At 64.4% G+C, this 15,322-nt stretch carries 12 protein-coding genes; 6 read left to right on the top strand and 6 right to left on the bottom strand.

Translation table 11 applies throughout. The features are described from left to right. Positions 1 to 152: 152 nt before the first annotated feature. Positions 153 to 3,872 (bottom strand): hypothetical protein, encoded by a 3,720-nt coding sequence (locus tag IPL79_09895; protein MBK9071298.1) that lies wholly within the window; start codon positions 3,870 to 3,872, stop codon positions 153 to 155. Between the two features lie 581 nt (positions 3,873 to 4,453). Here IPL79_09895 and IPL79_09890 point away from each other — a divergent pair. Further along, positions 4,454 to 4,921, top strand: a complete 468-nt coding sequence (locus IPL79_09890; GenBank protein MBK9071297.1) for a hypothetical protein — start codon at positions 4,454 to 4,456, stop codon at positions 4,919 to 4,921. Between the two features lie 138 nt (positions 4,922 to 5,059). Then, complete coding sequence (locus IPL79_09885; protein MBK9071296.1) at positions 5,060 to 5,482, top strand: hypothetical protein; 423 nt, start codon at positions 5,060 to 5,062, stop codon at positions 5,480 to 5,482. Here IPL79_09885 and hflX read toward each other — a convergent pair. From hflX to IPL79_09865, 4 genes are all read right to left on the bottom strand, one after another. Further along, positions 5,479 to 6,807 carry a GTPase HflX gene (gene hflX, locus IPL79_09880; protein MBK9071295.1) on the bottom strand — a complete coding sequence of 443 codons (1,329 nt, stop codon included), beginning with the start codon at positions 6,805 to 6,807 and terminating at the stop codon, positions 5,479 to 5,481. The two genes, IPL79_09885 and hflX, sit on opposite strands and share 4 nt — an antisense overlap. Before the next feature lie 212 nt (positions 6,808 to 7,019). Further along, entirely contained in the window at positions 7,020 to 7,280 is a 261-nt protein-coding gene (locus tag IPL79_09875; protein MBK9071294.1) for a hypothetical protein, read from the bottom strand. Then, positions 7,265 to 8,725, bottom strand: coding sequence for a transposase (locus IPL79_09870; GenBank protein MBK9071293.1), 1,461 nt, complete (start codon positions 8,723 to 8,725; stop codon positions 7,265 to 7,267). Before IPL79_09870 ends, IPL79_09875 begins: the two co-directional genes overlap by 16 nt. 57 nt (positions 8,726 to 8,782) lie before the next feature. After that, complete coding sequence (locus IPL79_09865; protein MBK9071292.1) at positions 8,783 to 9,262, bottom strand: hypothetical protein; 480 nt, start codon at positions 9,260 to 9,262, stop codon at positions 8,783 to 8,785. 830 nt (positions 9,263 to 10,092) lie between these two features. Between IPL79_09865 and IPL79_09860 the strand changes: the two genes are divergently transcribed. Both IPL79_09860 and IPL79_09855 read left to right on the top strand, forming a co-directional pair. Beyond that, positions 10,093 to 10,539: an IS5 family transposase gene (locus tag IPL79_09860; GenBank protein MBK9071291.1), complete on the top strand. Its 447-nt coding sequence runs from the start codon at positions 10,093 to 10,095 to the stop codon at positions 10,537 to 10,539. Next, positions 10,434 to 10,841, top strand: a complete 408-nt coding sequence (locus IPL79_09855) for an IS5 family transposase (GenBank protein ID MBK9071290.1) — start codon at positions 10,434 to 10,436, stop codon at positions 10,839 to 10,841. Before IPL79_09860 ends, IPL79_09855 begins: the two co-directional genes overlap by 106 nt. A gap of 279 nt (positions 10,842 to 11,120) precedes the next feature. Here IPL79_09855 and IPL79_09850 read toward each other — a convergent pair whose 3' ends face one another. After that, entirely contained in the window at positions 11,121 to 12,500 is a 1,380-nt protein-coding gene (locus tag IPL79_09850) for a phenylacetate--CoA ligase family protein (GenBank protein MBK9071289.1), read from the bottom strand. Positions 12,501 to 12,504: 4 nt separating this feature from the next. Between IPL79_09850 and IPL79_09845 the strand changes: the two genes are divergently transcribed. Both IPL79_09845 and IPL79_09840 read left to right on the top strand, forming a co-directional pair. Further along, on the top strand, positions 12,505 to 13,632 hold the full coding sequence (locus IPL79_09845) for a hypothetical protein (protein ID MBK9071288.1): 1,128 nt from the start codon (positions 12,505 to 12,507) through the stop codon (positions 13,630 to 13,632). A gap of 124 nt (positions 13,633 to 13,756) precedes the next feature. Beyond that, positions 13,757 to 15,313 carry a serine/threonine protein kinase gene (locus tag IPL79_09840; protein ID MBK9071287.1) on the top strand — a complete coding sequence of 519 codons (1,557 nt, stop codon included), beginning with the start codon at positions 13,757 to 13,759 and terminating at the stop codon, positions 15,311 to 15,313. The last annotated feature ends 9 nt before the right edge of the window (positions 15,314 to 15,322 follow it).

Below are 15,322 nucleotides of genomic sequence, written 5' to 3'. Positions count from 1 at the left end.
GCCGTATCTATACTGCGCCGTGTCGGCACATCCAGCGCTGCAAGAACGCGCGGCTAGAAGATGACGCGAGCCGCGCGTTACGACGCGAGCGACGTGACGGCGCAATGTGCGCCGGCACGTCGCCGCCATTGACGGCTCGCGGCTGGTGCGCCTTAGGCCTTGCGGCGGCGGCGCAGCGCGGCGAGCGCGAAGATCACGAGGCCCACCAGGTGGCCTGTTGGGGCCTGGGCCGCCGAGCAGCCGAGCTTGCCGCCAGCGACCCTGCCGTCGTCGACAAAGCCATTGCCATCGGCATCGTCGTCGCAGGCATCGCCCACGCCGTCGCCGTCTTGGTTTGCCTGGTCGGCATTGGCGAGGTCCGGACAATTGTCGTCTTCATCGACTACGCCGTCGCCGTCACGATCTTCATCAACCACGGGCTCATCGCCGTCGTCCGCCCCTGCGTTCGGATCGCGCTCGCCAGGGTCGACGGCGCCGTCGCCATTGGTGTCTTCGTCGCCGTCGCTGACGCCGCCGCCGTCGGTGTCCGGGTTAAGCGGCGACGTGGTGGTGGCGGGGTCGACATCGGCGACGCATTGCCCCGCCGCCGCGTCGGTGTCTGGATCATCGCAGCCCAGCCCCTGCTCGGTGCCGTCAGCCAAGCCGTCGTTGTCGCTGTCCGGATCAAGGCCGTTGATCAGCCCGTCGCCATCGCTGTCTTGCCCGGGATTGGCCTCTTGGCCATCAGGCGTGCCGTCGTCATCGCTATCCCGATCGAGCGGATCCGTGCCCAAGAAGTCTTCTTCCGCATCGGACAGCCCATCGCCATCCGTGTCCACGATGCCCACGTCATCCGCGCCGACGTTTGGATCGGTCTCGCCCAGGTCAATCGCGCCGTCGTGGTTGGCGTCTTCCGCGCCATCGCTCACCCCGCCATCGTCGGTGTCGGCATCCAGCGGATTGGTGGTCGTCGCGCCGGCGTCCGCATCGGCGATGCACGCCCCCGTCACTGGATCCGTCGCCGGCAGGCCGCAGCCCAGGCCAAGCTCGGTGCCGTCGAACAGGCCGTCGTTGTCGCTGTCGGCGTCCAGCGCATTCATGAGCCCGTCGCCATCGCTGTCGACGTTCCACGCAGGCTCGTCGCCGTCGATCACGCCATCGTCATCGGAGTCGGCATCGTTTGGATCCGTGCCCGCCTCGGTCTCCTCCTCGTCGGATAAGCCGTCTTCGTCGCTATCAGCCACCACCGTGTAGTCGACCGGCGCCGACGCCGGGCTGTCTTGGTTTAGGTCATCGGTTTGAATCGCCGTGAGCGTATGGGCGCCCACTGCCAGCTCGCTGGCCTCGCAGGCATACGCCTCCGCGATGCAGCTCGCCGTGCACAACACCTGCGCGCCTTCGCTCACCGTCACCAGCGTGCCGGTTTGACAGGTGCCCGAGACGGTGGGCGTTGCATCCACCCCGCTGCTGCCGTCGGCGGGCAGCTCGATCGTCGGCGCCGATGGCGCCGCCGTGTTGACCGTGAAATTGCGCACCGGCGAGGCCGCGCTGGTGTTGCCCGCCAGATCCACCTGCGTCGCCGTGATGCTATGCAAGCCATCCGTCAGCGCGCTCGACGTACACGTGTACGCCGAGGCCGCGCACGTCGCCGTGCACAGCGTCGTCGCGCCCTCGCGAATGGTCACCGTCGCGCCCGTCTCACACGTGCCGTTGATGTTCGGCGTGTTGTCGCTGGTCACGCTGCCTTCGGTCGGCGTCACAATCGTCGGCGCGTTGGCCACCGTATCCACCGTAAATTTACGGATTGCCGACGAGAGGCTGGTATTGCCCGCGAGGTCCACCTGCGTCGCCGTGATCTCGTGCTCACCATCCGCCAGCGCGCTCGACGTACACGTATACGCCGACGCCGCACACGTCGCCGTGCACAGCGTCGTCGCGCCTTCGCGAATGGTCACCGTCGCGCCGGTTTCGCACACGCCGCTGACGTTTGGCGTGTTGTCGTTGGTCACGCTGCCTTCGGTCGGCGTCGTAATCGTCGGCGCATTGGCCACCGTATCCACCGTAAATTTACGGATTGCCGACGAGAGGCTGGTATTGCCCGCAAGGTCTACCTGCGTCGCCGTGATCTCGTGCTCACCATCCGCCAGCGCGATCGACGTGCACGTGTACGCCGACGCCGCGCACACCGCCGTGCACAGCGTGGTTGCGCCCTCGCGAATGGTCACCGTCGCGTCCGTCTCGCACGTGCCGGTGATGTTCGGCGTGTTGTCGTTGGTCACGCTAAATTCGATCGGGGTCGTAATCGTCGGCGCATTGGCCACCGTATCCACCGTAAAATTGCGCACCGGCGACGCCACGCTGGTATTGCCCGCGAGGTCTACCTGCGTCGCCGTGATCTCGTGCTCACCATCCGCCAGCGCGATCGACGTGCACGTGTACGCCGACGCCGCGCACACCGCCGTGCACAGCGTGGTTGCGCCCTCGCGAATGGTCACCGTCGCGTCCGTCTCGCACGTGCCGGTAACGCTCGGCGTGTTGTCGCTGGTCACGCTGCCTTCGGTCGGCGTCGTAATCGTCGGCGCGTTGGCCTCCGTATCTACCGTGAAGTTACGCACCGCCGACGCCGGACTCGAGCCACCGCCAGTCACCTGCGTCGCCGTGATGCTATGCAGCCCATCCGTCAGCGCGCTCGACGTACACGAGTACGCCGAGGCCGCGCACACCGCCGTGCACAGCGTCGTCGCGCCCTCGCGAATGGTCACCGTCGCGCCTGTCTCGCACGTGCCGGTGATGTTTGGCGTGTTGTCGTTAGTCAGGCTGCCTTCGGTCGGCGTCACAATGGTCGGCGCTGGAGGAGGGGGAGTAAGGATCGACTCTAAGAATAGTGTTTTGGACAGGTTGTAACCGGCACGACACGCCCCCAGCGAAACACCGGCTTGCACTGAGTTCGCGCCGCCACCGACATTCGGATCAGCAATCACACCCAATGATGCTGCGTTATACGGCGCAAAATAGATGCGATCATCTGGCCCCAGGGCAATACCCGATGCACTAAACACCAGGTCTACGTTGGTATTGTTAATTAAATCGTGTTGCCGAATGCGATCGGCGTTCCACGCCGGTCCGTTAGTCGATGAAAATGGGACATATAGCATGTTACCGTTGGGTGAAAAATCAAGCGAGTAACCTCGGGCGGTGTGAACTTGCCGCCACGGCGAGGCTACCGTCCCGGTGACCTTGTCAAAGTCCGCCCACCATGAGCCAGCAGGAGACTCGGTTGCGATGGCGATCTTATCTCCGGCACGGGAAAAGCGAATCGTGCCGCGACTACTCGGCGCGACATTTACAGGCAGCGCGCTCTGCACCGGCAAAACGCCGATAACCGTGCCGTCGACGATGTGCCTCGCATCGAGGAAATTGCCGTTAAAGAGCACAAGCCACAAGCCATTGGCATCGTCGGCTACGCCGCCAATCGCCTCACCGGTGTTGGTGGCCACCTGTGCGGGCGCGCTGATCACCGTGTCGTTCGAAGTGTCCAACGTAGAAACGAAGACACTTGTCGTGTTGTTGGAAAACACAAAAAGACGATCCGGCGCTCCGGGCACGGGGACAAAAACGGCGGTCTCGGTTGCGGTCGAATTGCCTCCAAGGTTGGCGGCGAGCTCGGTGCCCGCGGCATTTCGCAAGCTAATGCCATTGGTGTAGTAGCGCAGCGCGCCGGTGGTCGGATCGCTCCACGTCGAGCTACCTTCAAAGGCACTTATCGGCGCGGGGCAAGTGACAGTAGGGTTGACGTCAAGAAAACTAACGAAGAAGTTTCCTGTAAACCAGTTTGCCTCAAATAGCAGCGTCGGCGAGACGACAAGCTTTTGCTCGCTAGGCTCGGTCAACACCGATTCGGATTCTGACGCGCAGGCCCCAAGCGATACGAGCAACGCGGCGCTGCACGCTACCATCGATTGGAGAAAGAACGTTTTTCGAGACTTGTGATCCACCATTGCGCGTAGGGTCGCCCAATGCCGCGGCCGAATCAACGGGGATAGGAAATTTCAGGCGGAAAAGGCGGAGGGTGGCAAAGGCCGCGCGGGGCAGGCAAGGTGCCAGATGCCGGGGTGCGGGTGATTTAAAGCCTTCAGAGCACTGATATTGGTGCGGCGGCAAGCGGCGAGCGAACCGAGGACAACGATCGGGATTTCATGCGCATGGCGATAGCTAATGCAGATTCCGGGCCGTCGCTTTGCCTACGTAAAATCAGCCACTTGCCCGCAATGTACGGGCCAAATGGGAACGCGACTCACCACTGGGTGGTCATGCGGTCCCGGCCTACGTCGGGCCAATGAACGGCCGCCGAATCAACCTGCAGCCCCTCAGATTTCTATGCCAGTCGGTGAGCCTTCCGCGGAAATTCGGGATCGCGACGCGGCTGGGCTGAACAAGGCGCGACCCCATTGTTGGACTGCAATCGGTGGAAATTATGTCGGATTTGTTAATCTCAGCCGCATTTGTTGGTCTGCATCCGCAATTTGGTATGGCGCTTGCTCTGCGGCCAGGTATGTCGCGCACCAGATCTCTTGTCCTGCTCACCGCACTCATGCTCGTTCTCGGCGCCTGTGATCCGGCCGACGACACCTCCCCCGCCGGGCCAACGCCACCCGGCCCCGCACCGACCGCCCCAACCCGAACCTATGTCGGCTATCGCTACGTGAACACCTTAGCGACGGGTCAGGTATGCGAAGACCTCTTAGAAAACGGCATCAATTGCACCCAATGGTTGCTGCTCGATGAGGCAGGCCGCGCGGAGATCATGGTGGCGGATATCATTAATACCGGCACCTGGTTGGATCAAGCGGACACCATCGAAACGACGTGGCCAAACCCCGGGGACGTCGTCCCATCGATCGTCTTCACCAAAGTCGAGGAGACTCCCGATCTGGGGGGATAGGAAATTTCAGGCGGAAAAGGCGGAGGGTGGCAAAGGCCGCGCGGGGCAGGCAAGGTGCCAGATGCCGGGGTGCGGGTGATTTAAAGCCTTCAGAGCACTGATATTGAATGCGGCGACGTCTGGCATGTGGTGGTGGCCATGGACAAGGGCCAGGTCATCAAGGTCCAGTGCAAGCAGTGCCAGGGCTATCACCGCTACAAGCCGCTCAAGGCCGCCGAGCGCGGCACCGTGGGCCCAAGCCGCCGCCGCACAGAAATCGACGCCGAAGGCAACATCGTGCCCATCGCCAAGGCGCCCAAAGAGCCGCGTGCCAAATCTGCCACCGGCGCCAAGCCGCTGGCCAACGCGCCCATGGTGAAGGCCGACATCAACAAGCCCTCCCGCACGTACAAGCCGCGCGAACTCTTTGCCGTGGGCGACCGCATTGACCACCCAACGTTTGGCCTCGGCGTCGTCGAGCTGCTGCCCTCCCCGGGCAAGATGCAGGTGTTCTTCCCCAGCGGGCGCAAGCTGCTGGTTTGCGGGCTGCCAGGCAGCGCGGTCTCAGCTGCAGTAAACTAGCTCGCGTCTCTTTCGGCTCCCGCCCGCAGCTGCGCAATCACCGCGGGCTTGGCAGCAATTGTGGCGGTGACGGTCTCGCCCCAGTCTTCGTCGAGCACGCGGATGTGGCGGCGGAGCTTGGCAAGCAGGCCCTGCTGATCGTAGGACATCTCCAGGCGCGCGGTTTGCAGCTGCGCGTCGAAGAAGGCAATGAGCCGCTCGCGGAGCAGCTTGCCATCGGCCGCCGCATGCGCGCTGATTGCCATGGCGTCAGGGAATTCGGCACGCAGCGCCAAGCGCTCCTCAGGCGACACCATGTCTATCTTGTTGAGCACTAGCCAGGTGGGCGTGGCGGCCTCGCCCAGGTCGGCAATCATCTGGCGCGTCACCGCCAATTGGCCGCGCAGATCGCTGTCGGCGGCGTCCACCACAATGATGAGCAACGACGCGCCGTGGATTTCGTCTAGCGTCGAATGAAACGACGAGATGAGCGCATGCGGCAGGCGCTTGATAAAGCCCACGGTGTCCGAGAGCAAGACGGCCGGCGAAGTCGGTGGCGCAAGTTGCCGCGTGGTGGTCCCCAACGTCGCAAAGAGCTTGTCCTCCACCAGGACCTCGCTGCCGGTGAGCAAGCGCATGAGCGACGACTTGCCGGCGTTGGTGTAGCCAATGAGCGCGGCGGTGAAGGTCTCGGCGCGCTGCTTGCGCCGTGTGGCATCGCCCACGTGCAGGGCGTCTAGCTCCCGCCGCAGCTGCTGGATGCGGTCGCGCACGCGCTGCTTCATCAGCGCCACATTGGAATTGCCGCGCGAGGCTCGCCCGCCGCCGCCCTCGCGATCGCCCATGTTCTCGTCGTCGCGAATATGCGGCAGGTCGTATTGCTGGCGCGCCAGCTCCACCTCCAGGCGCGCGCGCTTGGATTGGGCGCGGCGCTCGAACACCCGCAGAATGACGTTGGTGCGGTCCCACACCTCGGCGCCGGTGGCCTGCTGCAAATGGCGCAGCTGGCCGGGGCTGAGGTCGTCATCCACCACCACCAAGTTGACGCGCGCCGCATGCGGATCAGGCTGCCCTGGCTTAGGCCTGGTCTTCGGCGGCCCGCGATGGATTTCACCGCTGCCGCCTGTCAGCGCCGCGAGGTCGCGCAGCTTGCCCGCGCCCAAATAGGTGGCAACGCCACCGCCCGTTGGCCTCTTTTGCACAAGCTGGTGGCTGGGCGCAATACCCAGCCCGCGCAGCAAATGCGCCAGCTCCTCCATAGAGCGCGTGGTTTCTTGTTCGGTGATATCTGGGCCATGAACCGCGATGAGCGCGGCTCGATACACGTTAAAATGAGAATTTGTCATAGGCAACCTCCGTGAGATGAGGGATCACCGGGCCACCGCGCGCATGCGCCTGAACTGCTGCCACGCCGTCGCGCAAACTCGCAAACGGACGCAGCCAAAGTAGATCAAGCGAATTCAACGCGCGATATGCGCCCGGCATTCCCTGAAAATGGGGAATGAGGGAACAGAAATTAACGCAAGCGTTGAAATGCGATCTTCACAGTGACTTCAAGCTACGCGATTCCCCAATACTCGTCAACGGGGGGGATAGGAAATTTCAGGCGGAAAAGGCGGAGGGTGGCAAAGGCCGAGCGGGGCTGGCAAGGTGCCAGATGCCGGGGGGCGGGTGATTTAAAGCCTTCAGTGCACTGATATTGCTGGAAAATCAGGTCGTTTTCACGGCAGCGGACGCAGGTCGGCACGGCGGCCAGGGAGCGAGCTGGCTGCGGCGTTTGAATCTCGGTCACAAAAAATTCAGCTACGGCGATGGCCATGCCCACCCGGGCGCTGGCGGCGGGGCGCGAGCTGGCGGTGGGGAGGGTGCTACCTCGTGCAGGCCGAGATGGCTCAGAATCTTGGCGATGACGTCGGGGTCGATGATCTCGGCAATGACGCGGATCTTGCCGGGGCAGGAGGGCCGCTGACAGCGCGTGAGGTCTTCGGCAAAGACGCGGGCCAGAAGCTGTGCCCACCGATAGCGCGCGGGAGCGGTGTTGCGTGAGGGCTTTGGCTGGGTCGGCTCGACACGCGGAGCGTCGGCAGCTTTCGCTGCGAGTGCGGCAATCTCATTGCGAAAGGCATGCCGTGGCGCAAACACGCCAAAGAAGCGCAGCATGTGGACGCGGGGCGGCGGCATGAGCGCGGCGAGCCGGCGCAAAAATGCCACGGGCGGCAAAACCACGTGAGTTTGGCCGGTGTGGCTGGGGCGGCGCAGTTCATAGGCGACCTTGCCGCTGGGTGTTTGCGTTAGCCGCGATGAAGCCAAAGGCGGTCGGGCACCATAGCGCAGCAAGCGCTCGAGGCGGTCGCGCTTGTTCGCGGGTATCGCCTTACTAATGTGGAGCGAGATGCCGCCAACGTACGCGGCATCCGTCTGCGGGCGAGCGAGCGGTCGTTTCGCATCGGGGCTGTCGCCGGCATCAAACACAAGTTGGCGCGGCATGGCCTCGGCGAGCGATGCGCTCAGCGCGGCTTGTACATCTGCTGCATCGGCATCCGCGGCGAGCTCGGCCAGCGGTCCTCGCTGCGGCGCGCGCTCGAAGAGCCGATGCACGCGGATGGCCATGCGATGCGCGAGGTGCGCCAGGTCCCCGGGCGATGGCGGTGGGATTGGAATTTGCACGAGCTGGCCGCCATCGGCGCGCATAAACACCACGTCCGGCACGATAGCGTGAACATGTGGGTGCAGATTGAGCGATGAGCCAAAGCGCTGCACGAAGGCGATAGCGCCGGGTTGCGGTGACGTCACGTTCATGCGGCGGGCAATGCGGCGCTGATAATTGAACACTTCTTGCATCAGCGCGGTGAGGACCGCGGAGAGCACGGCGGGCTGCGAGGCCATGGCCAACCGAAACCTGTGGGGCACGACAATGGTCCACTGCCGATAGGGCGCCGGCGGCAAGATGCGGTCGACCAAGTGCGCGGCGGCTTCGCTCATGCGGCGGGTCTGACAAGCAGGGCAGACGCCGCGGCGCTTGCAGGAGAACGCGACCAAGGCTTCATCGCCGCACGCATCGCAGCGCACGCGGACAAAGCCGTGAGCGAGCAGACCGCAGCGCAGATACGCGCGAAACGTTTTTTCGATGTGGCGCGGATAGCCATAAGGGAAGCGCTCATCGGCGTCGCGCAGCAAGGCGGGCAGATGCTCACTGACTACGGCGTGGAGCACCGTGGTTTCTGGCCTGCGGCGGTGATAGTGCGGGGCGCGAGCCAACGACATCGCGACGCTGCCAACGCAGCGGGCGTGCCAACGAAGACGCGCAACGCTGGCGCGGGATTAGGGAAGCGCATAGCCCGTGTCCTGGCCAGATAGCCCATTGCCTGCACAAAGTGACCGCGTCAAGCCAGCCCGCCGTAGTTCAGCGAAGGCCGCCATCGCCTCACCGTCACCGCCAAGCGCTGTATGGCACCCATCATGGCGCACGTACACGAGCGCATTGCGGACTTCCTTTGGCACGCAGAGTCGCCGCGCGGAGTAGCGGCCGCGCCACACCTTGCCGTCGCGACCCAGCTCGCGATTGACGGCCTTCGCGATGCGAAAGGCGCCACGGCTAGCGTCGTGCTGGCCGCGGCTGGCGCAGATTGGGCACGCCGGGCGCTGGACCTTCATCGAACTATGCAGCGGATGCGCGGCATTATGCGATGGACGCCGCAGATGCGACACCATCGCTACCTCGCCGTTGGGCTTGCGCCCCGCGCCCGGGCGCTTACCCCCGCGTCGCGATCCATCTTTTGCCTTGCGATGCGGCGTGCCCACGGTCAGCTGAAGCTGCGCCCCTAAAGTGCCGTTCCGTTTGGATTTGACACCGTGCATTGATTTGGCATTAACGCAAAAATCGGGCGCCAAGGGCTATAAGAATCAACAGGGGTACAAACCGGCTACACAGCTGACACCACGGGCCCTCGTCACTTAAGCTTCCGGCCAGGACCGGGGACGCGGCAGCACAATTCTCAGACTTAGTTCCGATCAGTTATCAACTACGCACCGTTGGCCGAAGGGGTTACGACGATTGCGAGCGGAGCGTTCTTCGCAGTTGCGCAGGGTTGGCGATGGAGCGCCGGGGCGCTGGCCATTTGAAGCCGCACCCGGCGCCTACACGAACAATTTCACGCGTGAATGAGGGATGTGGCCGCCGAGCGCAGTGATGGCGTGCATGGCATTGACCACGGTTGCGTACGGGGCCAACAGCGCGTCCACCGTCACCTTCTCATGGTTGACAAACCTGTACGCGGCCTCCAGGTCTGCGGGGGCAAGCTCTCCGGCAGGCTGGCGACAACATCGAAGGAAGCGACAACGGCGGCGAGCCGGTTAACAGATCAGCATGATTGCGCTCCAGGCCGCTTGGCCCGGGCGCATGGGCCGCAAAAGATGTGATGGATCATGAGCCGTCTGGCTGTAACGAGGCTCGCGCGTGCATGGGTTGGCGCGGCCTTTCTCTGACGAAACACAAGCGCACGATTCCAGCATTCGGACACTAGGGGGCGTCCCTAGTTTTTGCATGCGGAAACCTCGATCATTTCGATCGGTTACGTGAAAGCATGTGGCGCGGCTTGTCCGCGCTACTGAGCATGTGATCCAACCAAGGCATGCGACGGCATGCTTTAACAGACGAGCAGTGGGCGCGCTTGGTCGCGGTCATACCCAAGCAGCAGCGTGGGCCAAGCGCCAAAATCGGCGACCGACAGTTCGTAGATGCGGTGCTCTTTCGCGCCAAGACAGGCCTGCCGTGGCGTGATCTGCCCGAGCGCTTCGGGCCGTGGAAAAGCGTCTACAATCGCTTCAACAACTGGGCTAAGCGCGGTTATTGGAAACTCATCTTTAAGGCGCTGCAGGTTCGTGTCGATAAATCCGGATCTATTGTTGATGGCAGTAACGTCCGCGCCCACCAAGATGCCGCGGGTGGAAAAGGGGGCCCGAATTCAACTGTTTGGGTCGTAGTCGAGGCGGCTTCTCCACCAAGATCCACGCGATCACCGACGGCGGGGGCCGGCCGCTCCACGTCACGCTCACGCCCGGCCAGCGCCACGAAATGACCGCCGCCATGGAGCTGCTCGACTATGCTCAGGGCGCAGCGCTCCTCGGCGACACGGGCTACGACTCCGACGCGTTCGTCGCTGAAGTCAGAGCGCGGGACATGCGGCCCGTGATTGCCGCGCTTCCGGTACGCACGCGGCGGCGTCGACTTGATCGCCACGCCTACGCCAGTCGGTACCTCGTCGAATGCTGTTTTCACGGCCTTAAGCGGTTTCGTGCCGTCGCCAGCCGCTACGAGAAATCCGCCCGTAACTACCTCGCGCTGGTCGAACTCGCCTGTGCCTGGAGGTGGCTAACCTAGGCCGCGCATCGCCTGCGTGGGCCACCTACCGGCAGGTGGCGCACGTTTCTTCCGCGAGCATAGATTGCAGGGCGGTGTGACTAGCACCGAGGGATGTGGATACCACAGCGGTCTCGCAGCGCCCGGGAGGGTGCTATCTGCGAGCAGGAAGACATGTGCGCTCACCTGCCGGTCCGCTTGCGCGGCCCACATATCGGACAAGCACTTCGCGCCATGGCAAATCACGCATGGGCCACGCTCAAAAACTAGGGACACCCCCTAGCGTGTCCGCGTTTCTGTTTAGCGCTCGACGACGACGAGGCGCAGCTTGCCGGCCTTGGTTAATTCGATGTCGTCGACGTAAGCGACGTCGAGCGTGGTGGCGGGCAGGTATTGCGCGCAGAACGCCTGAGCGATGGCGGTGAGCTCGGGCGCAGGCGGCGAAGTCATCGGCACGACGCGCAGGCAGACGCTGCCATCGCGGCGCTGCACGACCTGAAATTGCTTGGCATAGGGTTGCAGCTTGACGAACAAGATGGAAAACAACAGCCCACTGACCGGGTTGCCGTGGCCGTCATGCAGGGTCTCGGTGACGCGACCCTCAACGCTTCCAAGGCGCCGCAGTTGCCGGCCGCACGCGCAGGTGGCATCGCCATAGGGGCTCGCCACCGCCATGTCGCCGGTGGCGTAGCGCAGCATGGGATTGGCGAGATTATGCAAATCGGTGACTACGACCTCGCCGGCCTCGCCGGGCGCGGCGGCGCGCCACGCGTCGCCCTGACGGACCAAGATCTCGGTGATTATATTTTCCATCGCGAGGTGCATGCCGTCGTGCTGCTCGCACTCGCCGCCAATGAGCATGACCTCGCGGCAGCCATAGGTCTCAAACACGCCGGGCCCAAAGGCAGCGGCGATGGTGGCGCGGTCATGTGGCCACAGCCGCTCGGCCGCGCAGATGATGGGAATGTCGTCCCAGGCGCGGGCGTCGTGCGCCGCGACAAATTTGGCGAGTGCCACCGCGGCTTGCGTATAAGCGACGATGACCTCGGGGCGCGCTCGCTTGATCGTGGCGACGACCTCGGCCAAGGCGGCGTCGCTGCGCGGGGTGCTGTCGACATAAAGGTCGCGCTTGAAGCGATGATCGATCGCCATCTTGAGGCGCTGCGCCGGTGCGACCTGGCTGCCGAGCATGCCCCAATAGTGCATCGCCTTGTTGCCGACGCGGTAGCCGGCCCAGCCATAGGCGCGCCAACGCATGGCATCGCGAAAATGGCGCGATTCCTCGTTGTACGCCACCTTCATCGGTTCGCCGGTGGTGCCGCTGCTGGCTTTTTGCACCGCAATGCGCGGCGGCACCTCGCTGGTGCGCGCGTGAAAAGACGTGCGCGCTAGCTGACGCTCAAGCACCGGCAGGCGTGCCAGCCACGCCAAGGAATCGACGTGCGTGGCGGCCAACCCATGGCTGGCCGCGAGCTCGCGATAATGCGGCGTATGGGCAAACGCATGGCGCACCAGCCGCCGCAACAGGCCGAGCTGATACGCCTCAAGCTGCGCCAAGGGCCACCATTGGCTCTCGTCTAGGAAGCGCATCAGCGCGACCGTGGGGCGACCGCGCAAGTGTTCAAAGGCGGGGAACAAGACGCCCGAGAGCAAGCGTGCGTAGGCGTCGCGGTTTCCCATTGCGATGGTTCCAGCGTATCATGGGCCGCGCATGCGATGGCCACCGCTTCCCCGCAACCTGCATCAATGGCTCGGCGGCGCGTTGGCGGCGAAGTGGCGGCGCGCCCGCGCACGGCATGTGCCGGTGCGCCACGTGCTGTTTTGCCTGTGCGATCACTATGAGCCGCTGTGGGGCGGTGTCGATGAGGCGCGCGGCCAGGCTCGCGTTAATGCGTGGGTGGAGCGCTACCCAGAGTTCGCGGCGGTCCATCGCGACGTCAACGGGCGCGCGCCGCGCCACAGCTTTTTCTTTCCCGGCGATGAGTATCGGCCGGCGTTTATGGAAGGCTTGGCGTCGCTGGCGCGACGAGGCCTCGGGGAGATCGAGGTGCACCTGCACCACGACGGCGACACGCGCGAGACCTTGCGCGAAACGTTTCGTCAGCATCTGGCGGCGTTCGCCAAACATGGCGCGTTACCGGTCGTCGCGGGGCAGCCGCGCTGGTCATTTATCCATGGCAATTGGAGCCTGGCCAACAGCCGTCCCGATCGCAAGTGGTGTGGCGTCGACGACGAATTGACGCTGCTGCATGAGCTGGGGTGCTACGCCGACTTTACGTTTCCGTCGGCGCCAGACCCATGTCAGCCGCCGCTGGTCAATGCGATCTATTGGCCGGCGGGCGATCTAACCAAGGCGCGCGCGGCCGATCATGGCGTGCATGCGCGGGTGGGCGTGCGCTACGACGATCGCCTGCTGCTAATCACGGGGCCGCTGGCGCTGGCGCGCAAGGGCGCGCGGAACCTGCGGATCGAAAACGGCGCGATCACCGGCCGCGATCCGGCAACCGCGCAGCGCGTGGCGACGTGGCTCGATCAAGGCATCTGCGTCACCGGCCGCGAAGAATGGTTGTTCGTCAAGGTCCACACCCATGGCGCGATCGAGGCGACCGCTGACTCGCTGCTCGGCAGCGGTGGGCATGCCCTGCACACCGCCTTGCGCCAGGCCTGCCAGGCGCGGGGCTGGGAGCTACACTACGTCGCCGCGCGCGAAATGTTTAACGTCGCCGTCGCCGCCATGGAAGGTCGCGCCGGCGCGCCGTCGCAATGGTTTGACTACTTGATTCCACCGGCGCCAATCGTCTCGGGCGGTTAGCGCGAGCGGCTGGACACACATGTGAGACACGCGCACGCCAAGGCCCACGTGCTCGGTTTAAGCTGACATGCGATGCGGCGCTAAGGCGCTATCGCGGCCGCACTCGCGCGGCCTATAATTATCGATGGTGGGCTCGCCTGGCGCTTTCGGTCTCGATCGCGACGCGATTGGCGATTTTGAGCTGATCGCCAAGCTCGCCACGGGCGGCATGGCCGAGATTTTTCTCGCGCGGCGCCGCGGCGGTGCCCCAGGCGCGGGTGGGCTCTTCGTAATCAAGCGCATCCTCGCGCATCTCGCCGATGACGAGCACTTTATTCAAATGTTTCGCGATGAGGCCGAGCTCGCCAGCCGCATCGTGCATCCCAACGTCTGCCGCGTCTATGGCCTGGATTGCGATCGCGGTGCGTGGTTTATGGTGATGGAGTATCTCCATGGGATGCCGCTGTCGCGCATTATGTCGCTGCAGTCACGGCTAGCCAAGCCGTTCCCGCCGAGCGTGCTGACGGCGCTGCTGGCGCAAGCGTGTGAGGGCCTCGGCTTTGCCCACGAGCTTGCTGATGCCGCGGGCCAGCCGCTCGGGCTCGTGCATCGCGACATCTCGCCGCCCAATCTCTACGTAACAGCGAGCGGTGCGGTGAAGGTCCTCGACTTTGGCATTGCCAAGGCTAAGACCTCAAGCACGCACACGCGCACCGGCACCATTAAGGGCAAGAACGCCTACATGTCACCCGAGCAGATCCTCGGGCTGCCGCTCGATCGGCGCAGCGACGTATTCGCGCTCGGCGCGGTGATGTGGGAGCTGGTGACGTTGCGACGCCTGTTTCATCGCGACGCGGATTTCGCGACCTTCAAGGCGATCACCGAGCAGCCGATTCCCGACGTGCGGCAATGGTGCCCGAGCACGTCGCCCGCGGTGGCGGAGGTCGTGGCCAAAGCGCTCGCCCGCGATCCCGCGGATCGGTTTGAGACGTGCGCTGCCTTTGCCGCGGCATTTGAGGCGGCGGCGGGTGAGGCGCCGCGTCCGGCGATCCTCGCCGAGCTGCTCGCGACTTCGTTTGCGGATGAGATGGCGATCAAGGACCGCATCGTCGCCGAGGTGGATCACGAGCGCGCCCGGCCAACCTTTCAGGCAGCGGCGCAGGCCGCGTTTGCCGCCGAGTTCGGCAATGTGCGGCCGGCGCGCGTCAGCGGCAGCGATGTGGCCGCGATGCCATCGCCGGAATTAATCGATCTTCGTGGGCCATCGCGTCGCCGCGCGCAGCGGTGGATTGGCGGTGGCCTAGCGGCGATCGCGCTGTGTGTTGTCTACGCCCTGTTTGTTGCGCAGCGCTCGCCGGGCGACGCGGTCGCAGGACAGCCTACGATCGGCGAAGCCGCCGGTGCCAAGTCCGCGCTCGGCGCCGCAAAAGACGCCACGCCTGCGCCGCCGCGCGCACGCGCCTTGCCGGCGCGCGATGAGATTGAGGCGCTCAGCAAGTTCGGATTTTGGTCGTTTTCGGCGCCGGGCAAGGCCGTGGTGTACATCGACGGCAAGCGCGTCGGCGAGGCGCCCTTTGTCCGCTTCGCCCTAACGCCGGGTTTTCATGACGTCCGCGTGGTGGGACCGGGGGGCAAATCGGGGTCGTTTCGCATCGCGATCTATGGCGGCCAAGAAACGCTCACCCCGACGTGGTCGTGGTAGCGGCGGAGT

The sequence above is a fragment of the Myxococcales bacterium genome, assembly GCA_016716835.1.
Lineage (GTDB): Bacteria > Myxococcota_A > Polyangia > Haliangiales > Haliangiaceae > JADJUW01.
The sequence above is the reverse complement of the archived record's forward strand: the minus strand, read 5'-3'. Positions and strand labels throughout refer to the sequence as shown.

What these genes read in the sequence shown, in the direction of transcription:
- IPL79_09875 (MBK9071294.1), bottom strand. Translation starts at nt 7,280, where the DNA reads ATGGCCATCGCCGTAGCTGAATTTTTTGTGACCGAGATTCAAACGCCG.
- IPL79_09840 (MBK9071287.1), top strand. Translation starts at nt 13,757, where the DNA reads ATGGTGGGCTCGCCTGGCGCTTTCGGTCTCGATCGCGACGCGATTGGC.
- IPL79_09885 (MBK9071296.1), top strand. Translation starts at nt 5,060, where the DNA reads ATGGACAAGGGCCAGGTCATCAAGGTCCAGTGCAAGCAGTGCCAGGGC.
- IPL79_09860 (MBK9071291.1), top strand. Translation starts at nt 10,093, where the DNA reads ATGCGACGGCATGCTTTAACAGACGAGCAGTGGGCGCGCTTGGTCGCG.
- IPL79_09845 (MBK9071288.1), top strand. Translation starts at nt 12,505, where the DNA reads ATGGTTCCAGCGTATCATGGGCCGCGCATGCGATGGCCACCGCTTCCC.
- IPL79_09870 (MBK9071293.1), bottom strand. Translation starts at nt 8,725, where the DNA reads ATGTCGTTGGCTCGCGCCCCGCACTATCACCGCCGCAGGCCAGAAACC.
- hflX (MBK9071295.1), bottom strand. Translation starts at nt 6,807, where the DNA reads ATGACAAATTCTCATTTTAACGTGTATCGAGCCGCGCTCATCGCGGTT.
- IPL79_09850 (MBK9071289.1), bottom strand. Translation starts at nt 12,500, where the DNA reads ATGGGAAACCGCGACGCCTACGCACGCTTGCTCTCGGGCGTCTTGTTC.
- IPL79_09890 (MBK9071297.1), top strand. Translation starts at nt 4,454, where the DNA reads ATGTCGGATTTGTTAATCTCAGCCGCATTTGTTGGTCTGCATCCGCAA.